Annotated in this window: 18 protein-coding genes; 13 read left to right on the forward strand and 5 right to left on the reverse strand. The window is 61.9% G+C overall.

Annotated features, from left to right (window positions below; all coding sequences use genetic code 11):
• Positions 1-59: 59 nt before the first annotated feature.
• Positions 60-608, reverse strand: coding sequence for a DEAD/DEAH box helicase family protein (locus PYR71_RS22715; RefSeq protein WP_275620922.1), 549 nt, complete (start codon positions 606-608; stop codon positions 60-62).
• A gap of 149 nt (positions 609-757) precedes the next feature.
• On the opposite strand from PYR71_RS22715, the gene PYR71_RS22720 reads away from it, so the two are divergent.
• On the forward strand, positions 758-946 hold the full coding sequence (locus PYR71_RS22720; protein WP_246720401.1) for a hypothetical protein: 189 nt from the start codon (positions 758-760) through the stop codon (positions 944-946).
• 53 nt (positions 947-999) lie between these two features.
• Here PYR71_RS22720 and PYR71_RS22725 read toward each other — a convergent pair whose 3' ends face one another.
• The gene (locus tag PYR71_RS22725; protein ID WP_275620923.1) at positions 1,000-1,452 is read right to left on the reverse strand and encodes a hypothetical protein; all 453 of its coding nucleotides are present in this window, start codon (positions 1,450-1,452) and stop codon (positions 1,000-1,002) included.
• 230 nt (positions 1,453-1,682) lie between these two features.
• On the opposite strand from PYR71_RS22725, the gene PYR71_RS22730 reads away from it, so the two are divergent.
• On the forward strand, positions 1,683-2,822 hold the full coding sequence (locus PYR71_RS22730; RefSeq protein ID WP_275620924.1) for an ROK family transcriptional regulator: 1,140 nt from the start codon (positions 1,683-1,685) through the stop codon (positions 2,820-2,822).
• On the opposite strand, the gene PYR71_RS22735 is transcribed toward PYR71_RS22730, so the two are convergent.
• Positions 2,819-3,868, reverse strand: a complete 1,050-nt coding sequence (locus PYR71_RS22735; protein ID WP_275620925.1) for a Gfo/Idh/MocA family protein — start codon at positions 3,866-3,868, stop codon at positions 2,819-2,821. The genes PYR71_RS22730 and PYR71_RS22735 overlap by 4 nt on opposite strands.
• 351 nt (positions 3,869-4,219) lie before the next feature.
• On the opposite strand from PYR71_RS22735, the gene PYR71_RS22740 reads away from it, so the two are divergent.
• The 9 genes from PYR71_RS22740 (at position 4,220) to repC (ending at position 14,761) form a co-directional block, all read left to right on the forward strand.
• Positions 4,220-5,518, forward strand: a complete 1,299-nt coding sequence (locus tag PYR71_RS22740; RefSeq protein ID WP_275620926.1) for an extracellular solute-binding protein — start codon at positions 4,220-4,222, stop codon at positions 5,516-5,518.
• Positions 5,519-5,762: 244 nt separating this feature from the next.
• A complete protein-coding gene (locus tag PYR71_RS22745) occupies positions 5,763-6,692 on the forward strand; it encodes a carbohydrate ABC transporter permease (protein WP_275620927.1) in 930 nt (309 codons plus the stop codon).
• The gene (locus tag PYR71_RS22750) at positions 6,689-7,531 is read left to right on the forward strand and encodes a carbohydrate ABC transporter permease (protein WP_275620928.1); all 843 of its coding nucleotides are present in this window, start codon (positions 6,689-6,691) and stop codon (positions 7,529-7,531) included. Before PYR71_RS22745 ends, PYR71_RS22750 begins: the two co-directional genes overlap by 4 nt.
• Positions 7,532-7,570: 39 nt before the next feature.
• On the forward strand, positions 7,571-8,809 hold the full coding sequence (locus tag PYR71_RS22755) for an ROK family transcriptional regulator (protein ID WP_275620929.1): 1,239 nt from the start codon (positions 7,571-7,573) through the stop codon (positions 8,807-8,809).
• Positions 8,810-8,836: 27 nt separating this feature from the next.
• Positions 8,837-9,691: a sugar phosphate isomerase/epimerase family protein gene (locus tag PYR71_RS22760; RefSeq protein ID WP_275621042.1), complete on the forward strand. Its 855-nt coding sequence runs from the start codon at positions 8,837-8,839 to the stop codon at positions 9,689-9,691.
• 22 nt (positions 9,692-9,713) lie between these two features.
• Entirely contained in the window at positions 9,714-10,775 is a 1,062-nt protein-coding gene (locus tag PYR71_RS22765) for an ABC transporter ATP-binding protein (protein WP_275620930.1), read from the forward strand.
• A 238-nt stretch (positions 10,776-11,013) separates the two neighbouring features.
• The gene (gene repA, locus PYR71_RS22770) at positions 11,014-12,222 is read left to right on the forward strand and encodes a plasmid partitioning protein RepA (protein WP_275620931.1); all 1,209 of its coding nucleotides are present in this window, start codon (positions 11,014-11,016) and stop codon (positions 12,220-12,222) included.
• A 69-nt stretch (positions 12,223-12,291) separates the two neighbouring features.
• Positions 12,292-13,263, forward strand: coding sequence for a plasmid partitioning protein RepB (gene repB, locus PYR71_RS22775; RefSeq protein ID WP_275620932.1), 972 nt, complete (start codon positions 12,292-12,294; stop codon positions 13,261-13,263).
• 214 nt (positions 13,264-13,477) lie between these two features.
• Entirely contained in the window at positions 13,478-14,761 is a 1,284-nt protein-coding gene (gene repC, locus PYR71_RS22780) for a plasmid replication protein RepC (protein ID WP_275620933.1), read from the forward strand.
• Here the strand turns inward: repC and PYR71_RS22785 are convergent.
• Positions 14,754-15,224, reverse strand: a complete 471-nt coding sequence (locus tag PYR71_RS22785) for a ProQ/FINO family protein (protein WP_275620934.1) — start codon at positions 15,222-15,224, stop codon at positions 14,754-14,756. The genes repC and PYR71_RS22785 overlap by 8 nt on opposite strands.
• Positions 15,225-15,458: 234 nt before the next feature.
• Here PYR71_RS22785 and panC point away from each other — a divergent pair, with 234 nt between their 5' ends.
• Together panC and panB are read left to right on the forward strand one after the other, a co-directional pair.
• Positions 15,459-16,352, forward strand: a complete 894-nt coding sequence (gene panC, locus PYR71_RS22790) for a pantoate--beta-alanine ligase (RefSeq protein WP_275620935.1) — start codon at positions 15,459-15,461, stop codon at positions 16,350-16,352.
• Positions 16,349-17,170 carry a 3-methyl-2-oxobutanoate hydroxymethyltransferase gene (gene panB, locus PYR71_RS22795; protein WP_275620936.1) on the forward strand — a complete coding sequence of 274 codons (822 nt, stop codon included), beginning with the start codon at positions 16,349-16,351 and terminating at the stop codon, positions 17,168-17,170. Before panC ends, panB begins: the two co-directional genes overlap by 4 nt.
• 85 nt (positions 17,171-17,255) lie before the next feature.
• On the opposite strand, the gene PYR71_RS22800 is transcribed toward panB, so the two are convergent.
• Entirely contained in the window at positions 17,256-18,170 is a 915-nt protein-coding gene (locus PYR71_RS22800; protein ID WP_275620937.1) for a hydrogen peroxide-inducible genes activator, read from the reverse strand.
• Between the last annotated feature and the right edge of the window lie 14 nt (positions 18,171-18,184).

The raw sequence follows: 18,184 nt of genomic DNA on the forward strand, positions 1-18,184 counted from the left end.
TAACTTTGATTTGCCGTCAAGTCCGAAAGGGGTTGTTGTGAACCCTCATTACCGCCGCGTCACCTCGACGATAGAGAAGGCTCCGATGGCCGCGTACCGGCGGTCAGTATGAGGCTCAAGACACAAGAGGTGGCTTGCTCTACCGAGATGGCAGAGGTGTCTAAAACCTCACATCCATGCGCTCGCGCCTCTAGTCTCAGATACTTCGCCCATTTCATCATCTCGGGATTAGCGAGTTCGGGCTGTCGTCGGTCGAAAGTCAGCCGAGCGGCTCTTGTGGCATCATTGCAGTCAATGAGGATCGGGATATAGTCGCCCCAGCCCGCGGCGACCGCGCCTTCAGCCAAATATGAAAGCCGCGTTTGGCCCTCAAATACGACCTGTCGTCCTGACGTGGCAATTTCGGCGATCCTCCTCATCCATTCGACCGTCTTGGCCAACTGCCAAGCTTCGCCCGATCCATATTCACGCATCATGTCCTCAGCGCTCGGCACGCCTATCGAGTCGAAGAAGAGAACATCCGTATCGTCGGGAGAGCGCTCGGCAATTGCCCGAGCGATGGTCGTTTTGCCGGAACCAGAGGCTCCAATCAGTATTGCTGCGGGCATGGTGTCCTCCGCTCGAAAGCCGGCGCCGCACTTTCAACAAATAACGGAATCTTGATCGGGCGCAACAGTTTACCGATCGTCGCATCCGCCTATCTGCAGGGGAATCACACTGAAGACGCTGGCTCTCAGCCGGCGATTGGGAGGGTAGGATGCTCCAGATTCGCAAATCATTGGCAGCCGTAGCAGCCGTCATCGCGGTTGCCTTGTCATTGTCTTCCTGCACGACCAGCTCAACAGACTCGGTGCAAACCGGCTCGGTTGGATACAGCAGCGTCGACTATGGACTCAGACCTGCCTGCCGGGACGGCTTCGGCAACGATCGCCCTTGCAGCTACTAAATCATAGGGCCGGTCGGAGCGATGAGCCGCCGGAAGCAGATATTCATTCCGCTTCAGCTTTGTCGTGAGCGTTCAAAGTAGTGATTCACGATGTCCTTGACTTCGCTTGAACTGAACCCCGGAACCCATCTATGCGGTATCGCGACGGTCCTTTCAACAGGCTGCTCCTTGCGCAACTGTCCAAGTATCTCGGGATCAGCGTCTTTGCGGACAGTCACATAGATGAATTCCGCCTGCCCGGATTGGGGGATATCGACACGTTCGATCATCGACCAAGGGATGGGCTTCGGCAGCCTTTGAGCAATGATGCCGTCGGGCCCGATCACCATAATGGGCTTCGTGAAGTCCACATTCCGAGCGTTTACCACGACATAAACGATGAGGCCGAGGAAGACGATCGCGAACAAGCCCTCTCCGACACCGCTCGTGCGTCTGCTCATTTCGATCTGCCCAAGGGCGATAAGTGAGAGATAGACGGAAAAGAGCGCCAGGAGGCCAAGGATCATGGAGAGGTATCTAACGCTCTCGCAGTACGAGAATTGGCTGGGCGGCGTTTGGGTCACGGTCGGTGGCGGGAGAATGTTCATTGGTCATCGGTCAACTCTCCACGCAAGTAATTCCAAGCACGCCTTAACTGTGTAGAGCCGCAGCCCTTCGTTACACCACCTACTGGAAAATTGTTACGAACACCTGCAAGCGTGATACACAATCGGATAGTGCTCTAAGAAAGACGGTCATGCGGTATCTTCGGTCAGGGCCGCGTCGGCTTCACACCCAGGAGATGGGCGGTCCGCGCGCCAAAACGGTGGGTCTGAGGTCGGGGGAAATCGCCGACCGGAATATTCGCGTCATCCTGGAAGCGATCCGCCGGCATGGGCCGCTGACCCGCACCGAGCTGGGGCGGCATAGCGGGCTGACCGGGCCTGGCATCACCAATATACTGCGGCGGCTGGCGGATGAGAAGCTCGTCACGTCGAACCGCCGCAACGGGCTCCGTGGCGGCGCTACGGCGACGGAATTCGCGTTGCGGCCGGAAGGGGCCTTTTCGGTCGGGGTCAAGCTTCGTGAGCGGCGCGGCGAGATCGTGCTCGTGGATCTGAGCGGCCAGGTGCATGAGCGGGCCTATTTCGACGTAGATCCGGCGGACAAGGTCAGGCTGGTGCATGCGGCCGCCCGTGACCTGGTCGATCGGCACCCCGCCCTGCCTGTCATCGGGCTCGGCATTGCCGCCAACGACTGGACGGAGGATGAGAGCGACGCGATCGCCGCGATGTCGACGATCGCGCGTCCCTATGTGGAAAACGAGTGCACGGCGGGCCTTCTTGCCGAACGCACCATCGGCAGCGCCCTGCCGGAGGGCGGGCTCGCGATGATCATCATCGACGACGACGTGCAGGCGGGCTTCCTCATCCGCGGCGTTCCCTATTCCGGCGTGCACGGGCGGGCGGGCAGCATCGGCGAAATGCTGACGGGGCCGGACAATGTTCTGCTCAATACCGTTGTCGGCTTCGGCTCCTTGCGCGCGCGCATCGGCGACGAGGACTTCGCCCGGCTGCTGAAGGGCGAGGAACTCTCCTGCCCCTTGCTGTCGCAATGGATCCGCGAGGCTGCCGGCCATCTGCTCGATCCGATCATCGCCATGGCCGGTTTCTTCGCCCCGAGCACCGTCATGATCGGCGGAGATCTGCCGCAGGGCGTGATCGAGGCGCTGATCCACCAGCTTTCGATCGAGCGGCGCGATACATCCACACGCCCGATCATCACGCCGTGGATTTCGCCGATGCGGCCGGCAAGCTTCAGCGGCGGCGGTGTCGCGCTCGGTGCGGCGCTGCTGCCCTTCCTCAACACGCTGCTGCTGCCGCCGGCTTCGGCCTAAGAAGTGAGTGCCTCGTCCTTGTGGCTGAGATCGGAAGCGAGCGCCTTGTCGAGCACCTTCTGGATATTCGCCGCGCGGCGGAAAGACGGCTCCTGGGTTTTGCCCGCCCGCACCGCCTGAACGAAACGCTGGTAGTTGGTCTCGACGGGATCGAAGGGCACGTCGCGCCAGGTCGCCGTGTGCACGTCCTCGCCGAGGCAGGCGCGCAGCGTCGAATTGCCGGTGTCGTAGATCATCTCGACCGAGCCGGTTTCGCCATAGACCCTAAGCCGCAGCTGGTCCATCTGGCCGGCGGCGGTGCGCGTTGCCTGGATCGTGCCGATTGCGCCATTGGTGAAGTCGACATTCATCGTAAAGCTGTCATTGGCGTCAAGATCGTATTCGCCGATCCTGTGATCCTGCGCCTTGTCGAAGGTTTTCAACCGCGCGAAAACATGGGCGACGTCGAGGCCGGAGCCGTAGGAAGCGAAATCGACGATGTGGATGCCGATATCGCCGAGCGCGCCGTTCGAGCCGTGCTTCTTGCTCAGCCGCCACAGCCATTTGCTCTCGCTCTTCCAGTCGCCCCAGTGGCGGCCGACCAGCCAGCTCTGCAGATGCGACGCCTCGACATGGCGGACCGCGCCGATCTCGCCGGCGAGCACCATCTGCCGGCCTTTCTGCAGCGCCGGCGAGTTGCGGTAGGTGAAGTTGACCATACCGACCTTGCCCGCCCGCTCGATCGCCTCGGTCATTTCCATGGCCTTGACCGCATCGGTGGCGAGCGGCTTTTCGCAGAAGACATGCTTGCCGGCGGCAATCGCCTGCAGCGTCGTCGGGTGGTGGATGCTGTCAGGCGTGACATTGGCCACCGCATCGAACTCGCCCCAGGTAAGCGCATCCTCGAGCGAGAGGAAATGATTGGCGATGCCATGTTCGGTGCAGAAGGCCGCGAGCCTTTCCGGGACGACATCGACCCCACCGACGACGCTGACGCCTTCGATCGCCTTGAAGCGTGCGGCGTGCTGGTTGGCCATGCCGCCGGTGCCGAGAATAAGTAAACGCATCTTCTCCTCCACAGAGTTGGATTTCCGGCTGCCGCCGGGCAAAAACCGCCGCTTGCGGTCACGGCCATCCGCGGTCGCTCGGGCTCTTCCTCGGGAAAATTGCGAGGTGGATGCGGCGAGCGTCCAGGAGAGCGCTCCAACATAGCGGACCGGCGCATGCCTCGCGAAGTCGACTCGATTTTCCCCGGGGGCGCGCTAGCTGCTGTTGAATGTCGCCAGCATCTCGATCCTCCCAAAGCTCTGGCTTGACATCAAATCAAAGTAACTTAATCTATTTAATGCAGCACGGAAATGAGGAGAGGTCAACTGACCGCCAGGCTGTAACCGTTCCAAATGGGGAGGAGACCCATCATGAAGAGCGCGACCATCAGCGCATTGGCGCTGAGCACTGTTTTATTTTCAGCATCCGCCATTTTTGCCCAGGAACTAGCTAGTAAAGACCGGATCGGCCTCGCCAATGCGGCCAAAACCCTGGTCGTCCGCCTGACCAACGACAGCCCGAACAACTCCGACCCCGCCATTGCGGAGGGCTATCAGAAGCTGTTCGTCGAATTCATCAAGAAGCATCCCGAGTGGAAACTGCAGATGCAGTTCATGTCCTCCGACATCGGCACTGAGCAGGCCAAGATGTTGGAACAGGCCAAGGCCGGCAATGCGCCGGATTGCGCCGCCGTCGACTCCTTCGTGCTGTCTCAGTTCATGGTCAACAAGGTGCTGGCCGATTTCACGCCCTACTTCTCCAAGGAAGAAGTGGACGATCTCTTCCCCTTCATCCGCGCCGGCATCACCGACAAGGATCAGACGGTGCGCGCCTGGTGGTGGGATACGGACCTTCGCGTGCTCTACCGAAACAAGTCGATTGTAGCAGATGCGCCTGAGACCTGGGACGACCTGAAGAAGGCCGCCCTTGCCTCCACCAAGGAAGGCATGGAAGGCGTGCTATTCAATGGCGGGCGCTGGGAAGGCACCACGTTCGACTGGCTCGCCAATTACTGGGCGCTCGGCGGCAAACTCGTCGACGACAGCGGCAAGCCCGTCTTCGGCGAGGGCGAGAATAAGGAAAAATTCCTGAAGGCGCTGAATTATTTCAAGGATCTCGTCGATTCCGGCGCGGCTCCCAAACGCGTCAGCACCATCGCCAATTACGACGACATGAACGCTGCCGCGGCAGCCGGCACGACCGCCCTCTTCATCGGCGGCAACTGGCAATATGCGCAGCTGAAGACGACGCTGGACGAAGACGAGTTCGCCAACTGGACCTTCTCGCCGATCCCCGGCCCGACGGCCGATCAGCGCTCAACGGGCACTGGCGGCTGGACGATCGCGTCCTTCAGCAAGGACAAGGACAAAATCGAGATGTGCGCCAACCTCGCCCGCGAGGTCTATATGGGCCCGGCCAACGCGCTGCAGGAGCAGCTGCCGACCCGCAAATCGCTCTTCGACAAGTATGAGGTCTTCTCTACCGAAGCCAACAAGACCTTCGCCCAGGCTCTGGTCAACGGCCAGGCTCGCCCGGGCGTGCCGATCTATCCTGAAATATCCAACCAGATCCAGATCATGATGGGCGACGTGCTTTCGGGCACAAAGAAGCCGGAAGAAGCTCTGGATGCCGCATTCAGCGCGGCGATGGAGGCTTACAAGCGTCTGTGATGCTGCGGTTAAGCTCAGGAGAAGGCCCTCATCCGGCTGCCGCCACCTTCTCCCCGTTGTGACGGGGAGAAGGGACAAGCCGCGATCTCTCCGTTCCCTTCTACCTCTCGCAGGGCACGTCCCTTCTCCCCGCGAGCGGGGAGAGGGTTAGGGTGAGGGGCAGCCGCGATCTCCAACGCATAAGACAGCGGCGGCGCCCGCCCGCGGGCGTCGCCGGCTTTGCCAAATCAGGACAGAGAAGCCAATGAGCCCTATTGCCATCGAGGCCGACAGCCCGCCTCAAAGCAGAACGTTCATGCGCCGTTTCGCCGGCGCGCCCCTGCCCTGGATCATGCCCGTGATCATCGTCATCGGCATATTCTATCTTTACCCCGTCATCGATGTTTTCCGGCTTTCCTTCACGAACGCCACGCTGATCGGCGACAATCAGGACTATACGCTTGGCTCGATCACCAATGCGCTGAGCTCGCCGCAGCTGCCCGACATTTTATGGGCGACGCTGATCTTCGTCGGCGGCAGCGTCATCGGCCAGCAGATCCTCGGCCTTGCCGTCGCCGTCACGGTCATCCGTGGTGAAAAGCGCGGCCTGTTCGGCACGACGATCCTGAGAACGACGGCGCTGGTCGCCTGGGTCGTGCCCGGCATTGCCGGCGGCATCATCTGGCAGATGCTGTTTTCCGAAGCGCCCTACGGCGCGCTGAACAGCATTCTGAGGCTGATGCACATGCCGACCGTTGCCTGGCTATCCGATCCGGCCATCGCGCCATGGTCGACGCTGATCTCCAACATCTGGCGCGGCACCGCCTTTTCCATGGTCGTCATGTATGCGGCGCTGAAGGCGATCGATCCCTCGCTCTATGAAGCTGCCGAAGTCGACGGTGCCACCGCCTCGCAGCAGTTCTTCTTCGTCACGCTGCCGCAGCTGCGCGCTGCCATCCTCGTCAACATGATCCTCATCACCATCCAGACGGTGAACACCTTCGATGCGATCATCACGCTGACGGGCGGCGGTCCCGGGCGCGCGACCGAGGTCATCTCGCTCTACGTCTTCAACATCGTCTTCCGGAACTACGATCTCTCCGGCGGCAGCGTGCTCTCCGTGGTGATGCTGATCATCAGCCTAGGCCTCGCTTTCATCTACGCCTCGTTCCTGCCGAAGGAGGAAGAGCAATGAGCCGACGCACCGGAACACCGCTCGGCGATGCCATGAGCTATCTCTTCATGCTGGCGATGTTCATCTTCTTCGCCGGCCCCCTCACCTATCTCCTGTCGATGGCGATGCGCGACAAGCGCGAGATCTATCGCGGCGCGGCGCGTTATATCCCCAACAATCCGACCGTCGACAATTTCATCACCGTTCTCAACAACAGCTATTTCCCGATCTATCTCTGGAACGGCCTCAAGCTCGCGGCGCTCAGCGGCTTTGGTGTGCTGATCGTGGCGCTGCCCGCGGCCTACGCTTTTTCCCGCTTCAATTTCCGCGGCAAGGGCCTGTCGATGATGGGGCTGCTGCTCTTCCAGATGATCTCGCCGCTCGTCATCATGGTGCCGCTCTACCGTTACATGAACCGGCTCGGAATGCTGGATACGCATTTTGCCGTCGTCATGGTCTATATCGCGCTCGGCGTTCCCCTTGCGACATGGCTGTTGAAGAGCACGGTCGACGGCATTCCGCGCAGCCTCGACGAGGCGGCGATGATCGATGGCTGCAACCGCTTCTCGGTCTTTTGGCGGATCATTCTGCCGCTGTCGGCGCCGGGCATCGCCTCGGTCTTCATCATCACCGTCATTGCCGGCTGGTCGCAATTCCTGGTGCCTTTCCTGTTGCTCACTAAAAATGACCTGATGCCGATCGGTGTCGGAATCTTTAACTTCCGCGGCATGCAGACCGACTCATCCATCCAGCTGCTTGCCGCCGCCTGCCTGATCTCGGTCGTTCCGGCAATCGTGGCTTTCCTGTCGCTGCAGAGGCTAATCCTCGGCGCGATGACCAGCGGCGCGGTGAAGGGATGAGACGGTCTGCTTCTTGACGCGTGAGGAAGGATCGAACGCATGAACCAGACGCTCGGCGCCAGGCTCTCCCCGGATCTGACGGGGGCCAATGTCGAAGATGCCGGCGAGCACAACAGGGCCGTCGTCCTGCGCTGCATCCACCGCCAGGCGCCGATCTCGCGGGCCGAAATCGCGCGGCGGACCGGCTTCACCAAGCCGGCCATCGCCCGTATCGTCGACCGCCTGCTCAATGAAGGCCTGATTATGGAAGCGCGCCGACGCCACGGGCTGCGTGGCCAGCCGGCGATCGAGCTGGAGATCAACCCGGACGCCTCTTACGCCATCGGCATCAACATCGATCGCGACCATCTGACGATCCTCGCCGTCGATGCCGTCGGCAATGTCCGCGCCCGGGTCCATCACGAGAAGCGCTTCATCCTGCCTGGTGAATTCATGCAGCTGACATCGGACGCGATCTCGCATTTCCAGCGCAGCCGGCTGATCGACGATGCGCGCCTTTGCGGCATCGGGCTGGCGGTGCCGGATTGGCTTGGCGAAATCTCGCTGCTCGGCAAGCCGGATGCCTATCAGGAATGGACGGAATTCGATGTGCGCGCCGCCCTCGAGAACCTGACGCAGCATCCCGTCTTCATCGAAAACGAGGCCAATGCTGCTGCCCTTGCCGAGCTCGATTACGGCCTCGGCGCCGAAAGCAGCAGCTTTTTCTACATCGCCGTCAATGCCTGCCCGGGCGGCGGCCTGGTGCTCGACGGCAACGGCCATCGCGGCGCCATGGGCCTCAGCGGCGAGATCGGCTGGCTGCCGATCGCCGACGGCCGCGACGGCAAAGGCCAGAAGGTCCAGCTTCTCGGCGAGATCTTCTCGCTGTTCTTCCTCTATGATTTCCTGGCCAAACACGGCATCGAAGTGAGCGTTCCCCAGGATCTTTTGGCGCTCGACGCGCAGGGCAAGCGTCTCGTTTCGCAGTGGCTGAAGGAGATGAGCGCGCATCTGGCGGTCGCCGTCAAACATATCGCCATGATCGTCGATCCCGATGCCGTGCTCGTCGGCGGCAGGCTGCCGATCCGCATCGTCGATGAATTGCTGCGTTATGTGCACGAGCATCTCGACGCCGAGGATACAAACCTGCCCTCGCTGCATCGCGCCTCGCTCGGCGAGGACGCCTCGGCGATCGGCGCGGCGGCGATGCCGATGGCGGCCGCCCTCATGCTCGCATCGGCGGATGTGGCGCAACGCACGCGCTCGCCGCTCAAATTCATGGATCGGCTGAACAGTTGAAACGGCCGCAAGGCGCGGGAGGATATGGTGAAGATCGGCTTCTATACCTCGACATTCAATGACCGCCCGCTGGAGGAAGTGGTGGATTTCGCCGCCTCGGCCGGTTTCGACGCCATCGAGATCGATGTCGGCGGCCACATCAAGACACCGGACCGAGTGGCGGACGCCGTCGCGCTGGCGAGGCAGCGCGGCCTCTTCGTCTCCTCGATCACCTATTTCGGCAACCAGCTCGATGCCGACCGCGACAAGCGCCGGGAGCTCAGGACAAGGACGGCGGAGTTCGCCCAGGCGATCGGCGAGACCGGCGTGCAGATCTTCGTGATCTTCCCGGGCCGCGACGACAGCGCCAGCGACGAGGTCAACTACGACGATTTCGCCGACTTCGCGAACGGTCTGATCGTCGAGACCCAATCCTCCGGCCTAACCTTCGCGATCGAAAACTGGCCGGGACCGAAAGACAATTTCATCGGCACCACGCCAAAGGGTTGGCAGGAGCTTTTCGCCAGAATCCCGGATCGCCGCTTCGGGCTCGAATTCGATCCCTCGCACCTCATCCGCATCGGCGTCGATCCCTATCACGCAATGGAGGCGGTGAAGCATCGCCTCGCCATCCTGCATGCCAAGGATACGGCGATCGACAAGCAGGCCCTGCAGGCGATCGGCTATCACGGCAGGGGCTGGTGGCAATACAAGCTGCCGGGGCTCGGCCTTCTCGATTGGCCGCGTTTCCTCAGCCAGGCGCGCGGACATGGTTTCGATGGCACGCTCTCGATCGAGCACGAGGACACCGCCTATGGCTGGCCGGGCAAGGATCTCCATGCGCGCAAGGAGGGCGAACGCCTCGGCCTCGATTATCTCAAGAGTGTCTTGAACGGACTTTGACGGCGAATTCTGGAGGAGTTTCATGGCCCATGTTTCGGTCAACAATGCGCGCAAGGATTACGGCGCGTTCAAAGCCATCAAAGGCGTGTCGGTGGATATCGGTGACGGCGAGTTCGTCGTGCTGGTCGGCCCCTCCGGCTGCGGGAAATCGACGCTGCTCCGGATGATCGCCGGGCTGGAAGGCATCACCTCGGGCCAGATCCAGATCGGCAAGCATATCGTCAACGAGCTGGCGCCCAAGGATCGCGACATCGCCATGGTGTTCCAGAACTACGCGCTCTATCCGCATATGACGGTCGCCAAGAACATGGGCTTCTCGCTACGGCTGAAGCGCATGCCGAAGTCGGAGATCGACCACCGGGTCGTCAATGCCGCCAAGATCCTCGGCCTCGAAAATCTGCTGGAGCGCTATCCGAAGCAATTGTCTGGCGGCCAGAGGCAGCGCGTGGCGATGGGCCGGGCGATCGTGCGCGATCCGGCCGTCTTCCTGTTCGACGAGCCCTTGTCGAACCTCGACGCCAAGCTGCGCGTGCAGATGCGCTCGGAGATCAAGGAACTGCATCAGCGGCTGCAGACGACCACCATCTACGTTACCCACGACCAGATCGAGGCGATGACCATGGCCGACAAGATCGTCGTCATGAAGGACGGGCTGATCGAACAGTCCGGCTCGCCGCTCGAACTCTACGATCGCCCGAGCAATCTCTTCGTCGCCGGCTTCATCGGCTCGCCGGCGATGAATTTCATCGAGGGCAGCATGGGCGAAGACGGCTTCAGGACCGTGGATGGCCTGCTGCTGCCGAGCGAGCGGCGCCCGGCAAACGCCGTCACCTATGGCATACGTCCCGAACATATCGCGCTCGATCCTGAAGGCATCGAGGTGACGACCGTCGTCGTGGAGCCGACGGGCTCGGAAACCCTCGTCCTCGTCCGGCTGGGAGGGCAGACGCTGACCTGCGTCTTCCGCGAGCGGATCAGGGCTGCGCCCGGCGACATCCTGAAGATCGCGCCGATCCACGATGCCGTGCACCTCTTCGCCGCCGACGAGCAGCGGATCACCACAGGCGAAGCGCCGTTGAGTTAAGCCCGCCGAATGCCCCTCCCCTTCGGCCGGGCGCCGCCGGGGGCGCGTTATCAGCGCCCCCGGCCCAAACTCCCCGGCCTCTCAGACATCATGCAGCACCGAGCAAGTGTTTGAATACGCGGCCAAAAGGTTAATATGCGTTAACCTTAAATTTCTTGGCCGGTATCGGAGAATCGCGGATAATAACGGTTAGAGGGGCTTTTGATCCCGAAAATCGTTATCCGAGAGATTGCCGCCGATGAACGCTAATTTGAATGCCTTGAAGGCAGCACCACTGCATTTCGAGGATCAGATTCTCGAACATGGCGACGTGATATCGAAGAAGCTGCATCTGCTCAGCGTGCAGCGTTTTCCGCCGAATGCGAAGAAGACGCTGCGCAGCTTCTCGCTGGCGGAGGTCGCCAATTATGTCGGCGCGTCGCAGAGCACGCTGAAGAAGCTGCATCTCGAAGGCAAAGGCCCCTGTCCCAGGACCTCGCCTTCCGGGCGGCGCTCCTACAGCGCCGAGCAGATGCTGGAACTGAGGCGCTATCTCGATGCGCATGGCCGCTCCGAAAGCCGCATGTATGTGCCCCATCGCCGCGGAAACGAGAAGCTGCAGGTCATCGCCGTCGTCAACTTCAAGGGCGGCTCGGGCAAGACGACAACAGCTGCCCATCTTGCCCAGCATCTGGCGCTGACCGGCCACCGCGTGCTCGCCGTCGATCTCGATCCGCAGGCCTCGCTCTCTTCCCTGCACGGCTTCCAGCCGGAATTCGACCAGGCCTCCTCGCTCTACGAGGCGATCCGCTACGACGGCGAGAAGAAGAAGCTGTCGGAAATCATCCACCAGACCAATTTTCCCGGCCTGGATATCGTGCCGGCCAATCTGGATCTGCAGGAGTACGAGTACGACACGCCGCTCGCCATGGCCGACAAATCGAGCAATGACGGCAAGACCTTCTTCACCCGCATCTCGCGCGCGATCGCCGAAGTCGACGATCGCTACGACGTCGTCGTCATCGATTGCCCGCCGCAGCTCGGCTACCTCACGCTAACGGCGCTGACGGCGGCGACCAGCGTCTTGATCACCATCCATCCGCAGATGCTCGACGTCATGTCGATGGGCCAGTTCCTGCTCATGCTCGGCGGCATCCTGAAGCCGATCCGCGCTGCCGGCGCCGAGGTGAACCTCTCCTGGTACCGCTACCTCATTACCCGTTACGAGCCGACCGATGTGCCGCAGGCGCAGATGGTCGGCTTCATGTCGACCATGTTCCACGAATTCATGCTGAGGAACCAGATGGTCAAATCGACGGCGATTTCGGATGCCGGCATCACCAAGCAGACGCTTTATGAGGTCGAGCGCTCCTCGATGAACCGGGGAACCTATGATCGCGCGATCGAGGCGATGGACGCCGTCAACGCCGAGATCGCCGGGCTCATTCACCAGGCATGGGGGCGGTGAATTTGTCGGCCGACAAATTCACCGTTTCCATGAAGCAAATCAATGGAATGACTGCAATCGGAGGAAGTCATGGCACGGAAAAATCTGCTTGAGGGGCTCACCGAGATGCCCGAGAGCGCGGGCGCGCCGAACTATCCGATGCGCGGGGCAGGCCGCTCGCTCGTCCGATCGCTGGACGAGCTTGCCAAGCAGGCGGAGAAATTCCTCGAGGGCGAGGCGGTGGTCGATCTCGACCCCGATGTCGTCGAGGTCTCATTCGTCAAGGACCGGCTGTCGGAAGACGACGAGGCGTTCCGCGCGCTGGTCGAGGCGATCCGTGCACGCGGACAGCACACGCCCATCCTGGTGCGCCCACACGGTAAGATCGACGGACGCTATCAGGTCGTGTTCGGCCACCGGCGCCTGCGCGCCGCCCGCGAACTCGGCCGCAATGTCCGCGCCGTCGTCAAGGCGATCGACGACCGCACCCATGTCATCGCCCAGGGCCAGGAAAATTCGGCCCGCGCCGACCTCACCTTCATCGAGCGGGCGCTCTTCGCCAAGCGGTTGGAGGAGCTCGGCTATGACAGAGAGGTGATCTCGACGGCGCTCGCCGCCAATGCGGCCTCGGTCTCGAAGATGATGTCGGTGATGGAGCGGCTGCCGCAGGAGGTCGTCCAGGCGATCGGCCCGGCACCCGGCGTCGGCCGCGAACGCTGGGTGGAACTGTCGCTGCTCGCCGGCAAATCGGCCAATGCCGCAAGTGTCGCCAAGGTCCTCGAGGACGACAACTTTCATGAGTTACCCTCCGACAAACGATTCGAAGCGCTCTATGCGGCGCTCAACAAAAGCGCGCGGCCGGTCAGGAAAACCGCCGCCGCCAGGAAGGTGACATGGCAGCCGCTGGACAAGGCGGTTCAGGCGGAAATGAAGAATGACGGCAAGGCGTTCTCGCTCTCGATGAAGGCGAGGAATGCCGGCCGCTTCGGGGAATTTCTCTCCGGCAGGCTGGATGCGCTCTATGAGCAATTCCTCGCCGAGGAGGGCACACAAGGAGACTGAAACCGCAAAAGAAAAAGGCCCCCAAACGAACGAGTCGTGGAAGCCCTTCTCACATCCTTAAGCAAGACAGAGAATCGCATTTTCACGAATCCCCGTCAAGAGTCCTGAAGCGCGCACCCGTGTCTTTTCAGATGCGGCAATGACGCTGCAGCGCTTTTCCTCCTCCCATCGTTTCGGTGAGCGGATTTCTTTTGCCTGATGAGAGGTGAAGGAAATGGAGAGTGAATCTGTGACGACGCCCTTCGGGCGGCGGCCGATGTCGCTTGCCCTGCTGCTGAAACAGCGGCGCGGCGAAGCGATCGCGGCTGGAACCACGCGCAACAAATGGAAATTGTTCCGATCGGTCTGCGAGGCGCGGGCAGGGCTCGGCGTGACCGACCGGGCGCTCACCGTGCTCGACGCGCTGCTGAGCTTCTATCCCGAGGACGAGCTCTCCAGCGAAAAAGGGCTGGTGGTCTTTCCCTCGAATGTGCAGCTTTCGCTGCGAGCACGCGGCATGGCCGCCGCCACTCTTCGCCGGCATCTCGCCGTGCTCGTTGAGGCCGGCCTCATCTCCCGCAAGGACAGCCCGAACGGCAAGCGTTACGTCCGCCGCGGCAGGGAAGGCAGCATCGACGAGGCCTATGGCTTCAGCCTGGCGCCGCTGCTCGCCCGCGCATCGGAAATTGAGGCGATGGCCGCCGGGCTCGCCGCCGACCGGCAGAGGCTGCGGGCAATGAAGGAGCGGCTGACGATCTGCCGACGCGACATCGTCAAGCTCATCGCAGCAGCACTTGAGGAAACCGTTCCCGGAGAGTGGGAGCGGGTGTCTTCGCTGTTTCACACACTGCTGCGGCGCATCCCGAAGGCGACAAAGCTCGAAAATCTGCCGCCGCTTCTCGAAGAGCTGGAAACGCTTCGCCTTTCCATCATCAACACATTGGAATCGCACGATAAAATGCAAATGGCGAGCACCAATGAATCCCAGAGTGAGCGCCACATACAGAATTCGAATCCCGAATCCCTATCTGAATTTGAACCGGGCCTGGAAACGGGGCAGGAGGCGAGGCGGAACGATCAGACGAGGGCAGGACTGGAAAGCCATGACCAGAGCAGGCGAGGGGATGGCGGGCAGGGATGGCGGGCCGTGTCTCGGCCGCATGCGGGGAGATTGAAATCCTTCCCGCTCGGCATGGTGCTGCAGGCCTGCCCCGATATCATCGAATACGGTCCGGGCGGGGCCATCGGCAGCTGGCGGGATCTGATGACGGCGGCGATCACCGTGCGCGCGATGCTGCGCGTCAGCCCGCCGGCCTATGAGGAAGCCTGTTCGGTGATGGGGCCGGAAAACGCCGCCACCGTCATGGCCTGCATCCTGCAAAGGGGAGGGGGCATCACCTCCGCCGGCGGCTATCTCAGGGATCTCACGCGCTGCGCCGGAGGCGGCGAATTCGCGCTCGGTCCGATGCTGATGGCGCTGTTGCGGGTGAAAAATCCGCCAATCGCCAAAGTCAGCTGACGGTGCTCTTTCTGCCGCGCAGAAGAGCGGCGCGAATCTGTTCGTTCTTGTTGAGGACGGGCGGTGGAACCGGCGCCGGCTCGGGCGCCTCGGCCTTAGCGCCCTGCTTGAGGCTCAGGAAGCGCTTCTGCGCGACCAGCCGGTCTTCGGCCGACAAGGGGTCGACCGGTTCGCCGTCGATGTTGTGGCGCATGGAATCGGGCTGGGCGCTGGCGAAATAATAGCGCCGGCAATGGACATAGGCGGCGGTCGCGCGCCGGAGCGTCGTTACCCCGGCCTCGGGTTTTAATAGCGGACGCAGCTCGTTGAACAGGCCGACGGCGAAGGGAAGAACGGGATCGCCGGGCTTGGCCGGAAGCACGCCGACCGGCCGGATCAACATGCTGTTGATCGCGTTTGCCTTCTCCACATCGAGCTCGGTCGCCGCAATTGGCCCGCGGCTGATCTTCCAGGGTTTGTCCATGCATCCTCCATAACGGCCGACTATGATGGTATCTTGACGGACAGGGCCAATAACGCCGCGGCCCGCACATTGCTAGCCCGCGGCAAGCTTCCATTTCCGGGCGGATATAGGTTCGGCCTTATCGGTCTGCCATTCCCATATAATCGTTTTTATCGCGGAATGTGCATTGACCTCCGGCATCGATTACACTTCTTATCCGCGCCCAAGAAGAATGACTGGCCGCGGGGAGGATATATGCGGGTTTTCTCGAGCATTGACGAGCTGCGCCACACGCTCGATGCGCTGAAGCGGCAGGGCCGGACCGTCGGCCTCGTTCCGACGATGGGTTATCTCCATGCCGGTCATATGCAGCTTGTCGCGCGTGCCCGCGCGGAGAACGACATCGTCGTCGTCTCGATTTTCGTCAATCCACTGCAGTTCGGCCCGGCGGAAGATCTCAGCAAATATCCGCGCGATCTGGAGCGCGATTCAGCCATGCTGAAACAGGCCGGGGTCAATTTCCTTTTTTCGCCCGGTGTCGAGGATATGTATCCCCGCCCGATGCTGACCGTGGTCGATCTTCCCGATCTCGGGGGCGAGCTGGAAGGCGCGGTGCGACCCGGGCATTTCGCCGGTGTTGCGACTGTCGTCTGCAAGCTTTTCAACATCGTGCAGCCGCAGACCGCTTATTTCGGAGAGAAGGACTACCAGCAGGTCGTCATCATCAAGCGAATGGTGAATGATCTCGCCGTTCCGGTGCGTGTCATTGCCGTGCCGACCGTCAGGGACAGCGACGGCCTCGCCTTGTCGTCGCGCAATGTCTATCTCAGCGAGGCGGAGCGGCGGGCCGCGGTGATCATCCCTCAGACCCTCGACGAGGCGGAGCGTCTCGTCGCCGATGGTCTTGCGGATCCCGGCGAACTCGAGGCGAAGCTGACGGCGTTTCTCGGTCGCGAACCTCTGGCAAAGCCCGAGGTCGTTGCGGTCAGGGACGCCTCGACGCTGCAGCCGGTCGCCTCGATCACGGCGCCGGTTGTCGTGGCGCTCTTCGTAAGGATCGGTTCGACACGGCTTCTCGACAACAGGGTTATCGGGGGCAACAGGCTTATCGGCGAGCGGAGCTTGCCGGGAAAGGGAGTAAGCAGATGAGTGCGGTCGGATCCCACAAGCGTCTTACGCCAGCCCGCATCTCATCCATGAAGGGCGGCAAACCGATCGTCTGCCTCACCGCCTATACCACGCCGATGGCGCGTCTGCTCGATGAGCATTGCGACCTGCTGCTGGTCGGGGACTCGCTCGGTATGGTGCTTTATGGCATGGAGACCACGATCGGCGTCACACTCGATATGATGATCGCACATGGCAAAGCTGTCATGCGCGGCGTTGCCAAGGCCTGCGTCGTCGTCGACATGCCGTTCGGCAGTTACCAGGAATCGAAGGAGACCGCCTTCCGCAACGCCGTCCGCATTCTACAGGAAACCGGCTGCGACGCCGTCAAGCTGGAAGGCGGAGAAGAGATGGCCGAGACCATCGCCTTCCTGACGAAGCGCGGAATTCCGGTCATGGGGCATATCGGCCTGATGCCGCAACAGGTCCAGACCGCCGGCGGCTATCGATCCGTCGGGCACTCCGAACACGAGACCTCAAAGATCCGTCGCGACGCGCATGCCATCGGCGGTTCGGGAGCTTTCGCCGTCGTCATCGAGGGCACGGTGGAACCGCTCGCTCGCGAAATGACTTCAGCCATGCACATACCGACCATCGGCATCGGCGCCTCCGCCGCCTGCGACGGCCAGGTTCTGGTCTCTGACGACATTCTGGGGCTCTTCAACGATTTCACGCCACGTTTCGTCAAGCGTTATGACGAACTCGGCAAGAGGGTCGCGGATGCCGTCGCCGCCTATGCCGAGGACGTGCGCTCGCGAAAGTTCCCGGCAGCCGACCACACGTTCAAGCGACGGCCGTAAGACGAAGGGTCTGGCCGCTTATCGCTCCTCAACCCTTTCCCGCAGGGGGAAGGTCTCGGGGCGCCAACGGGGACAGCCAAGTCCGTCACCCACCGCCATACTGCTGACGCATCGTCTCCGCCGACCGGCGGACTGCCTCGCCAACCTCCTGCAACTGCCTGGCCATCGGCGTGGAATTGCGCCAAACCATGCCGATGGTTCGCGACGGCTGCGGCGACGGAAAACGGGAGATCGAGACGTGGGCCGAGCGCGTTTCGACGGGAACGGCCATTTCCGGGATCAGGGTGACGCCGATGCCGGCGCCGACCATCTGGACGAGCGTGGAGAGCGAGCTGCCTTCCATGATCTCCCGCGGGCGGGCAGTGCCCACCTTGCAGAAGGACAGCGCCTGGTCTCGGAAGCAGTGGCCTTCTTCGAGCAGCAGCAGCCTCATTTCGCGGAGCGCCTCACGCTCGGGCACTGGCTTTTCGCCGTCCTCCCGCCGCCGGACCAGCACGAATTCCTCCCTGAAAAGCTCAAGTTCGGTGAGTGAGGGTTCCGACACCGGCAGTGCGACAATCGCCATGTCGAGCTGGCCCTGCGCCAGCTCCTGAACCAGCTTACCCGTCTGCGTCTCGCGCACCTCGATCTGAATTCCGGCGAAGGTTTTGTTGAGATCGTTTATAATTGCCGGCAGCAGATAGGGCGCGATCGTCGGGATGATGCCGATGCGCAGGCGCACGAGAAAGGAATCGCGCGAAGCGCGGGCAAACTCGCCGAGCTCGTCGACAGCGCGCAGGATGTCGCCGACCCTGAGTGCAAAGGTCTGGCCGAAGGGGGTGAGCTTCACCTCGCGCGCACTGCGCTCGAAGAGTTCGCTGCCCAATTCCTGCTCCAGTTCTTTGATCTGCATGGAGAGCGCCGGCTGGGAGATGGCACAGGCATCGGCCGCGCGGCGGAAACGGCCGTTCCTTGCCAGGGCTTCAAAATAACGCAGCTGTTTCAGGGTAACATTCTTCATAACCTTAGCTTATC

The sequence above is a fragment of the Rhizobium mulingense genome (genome assembly GCF_029194105.1).
Classification (GTDB): domain Bacteria; phylum Pseudomonadota; class Alphaproteobacteria; order Rhizobiales; family Rhizobiaceae; genus Rhizobium; species Rhizobium mulingense.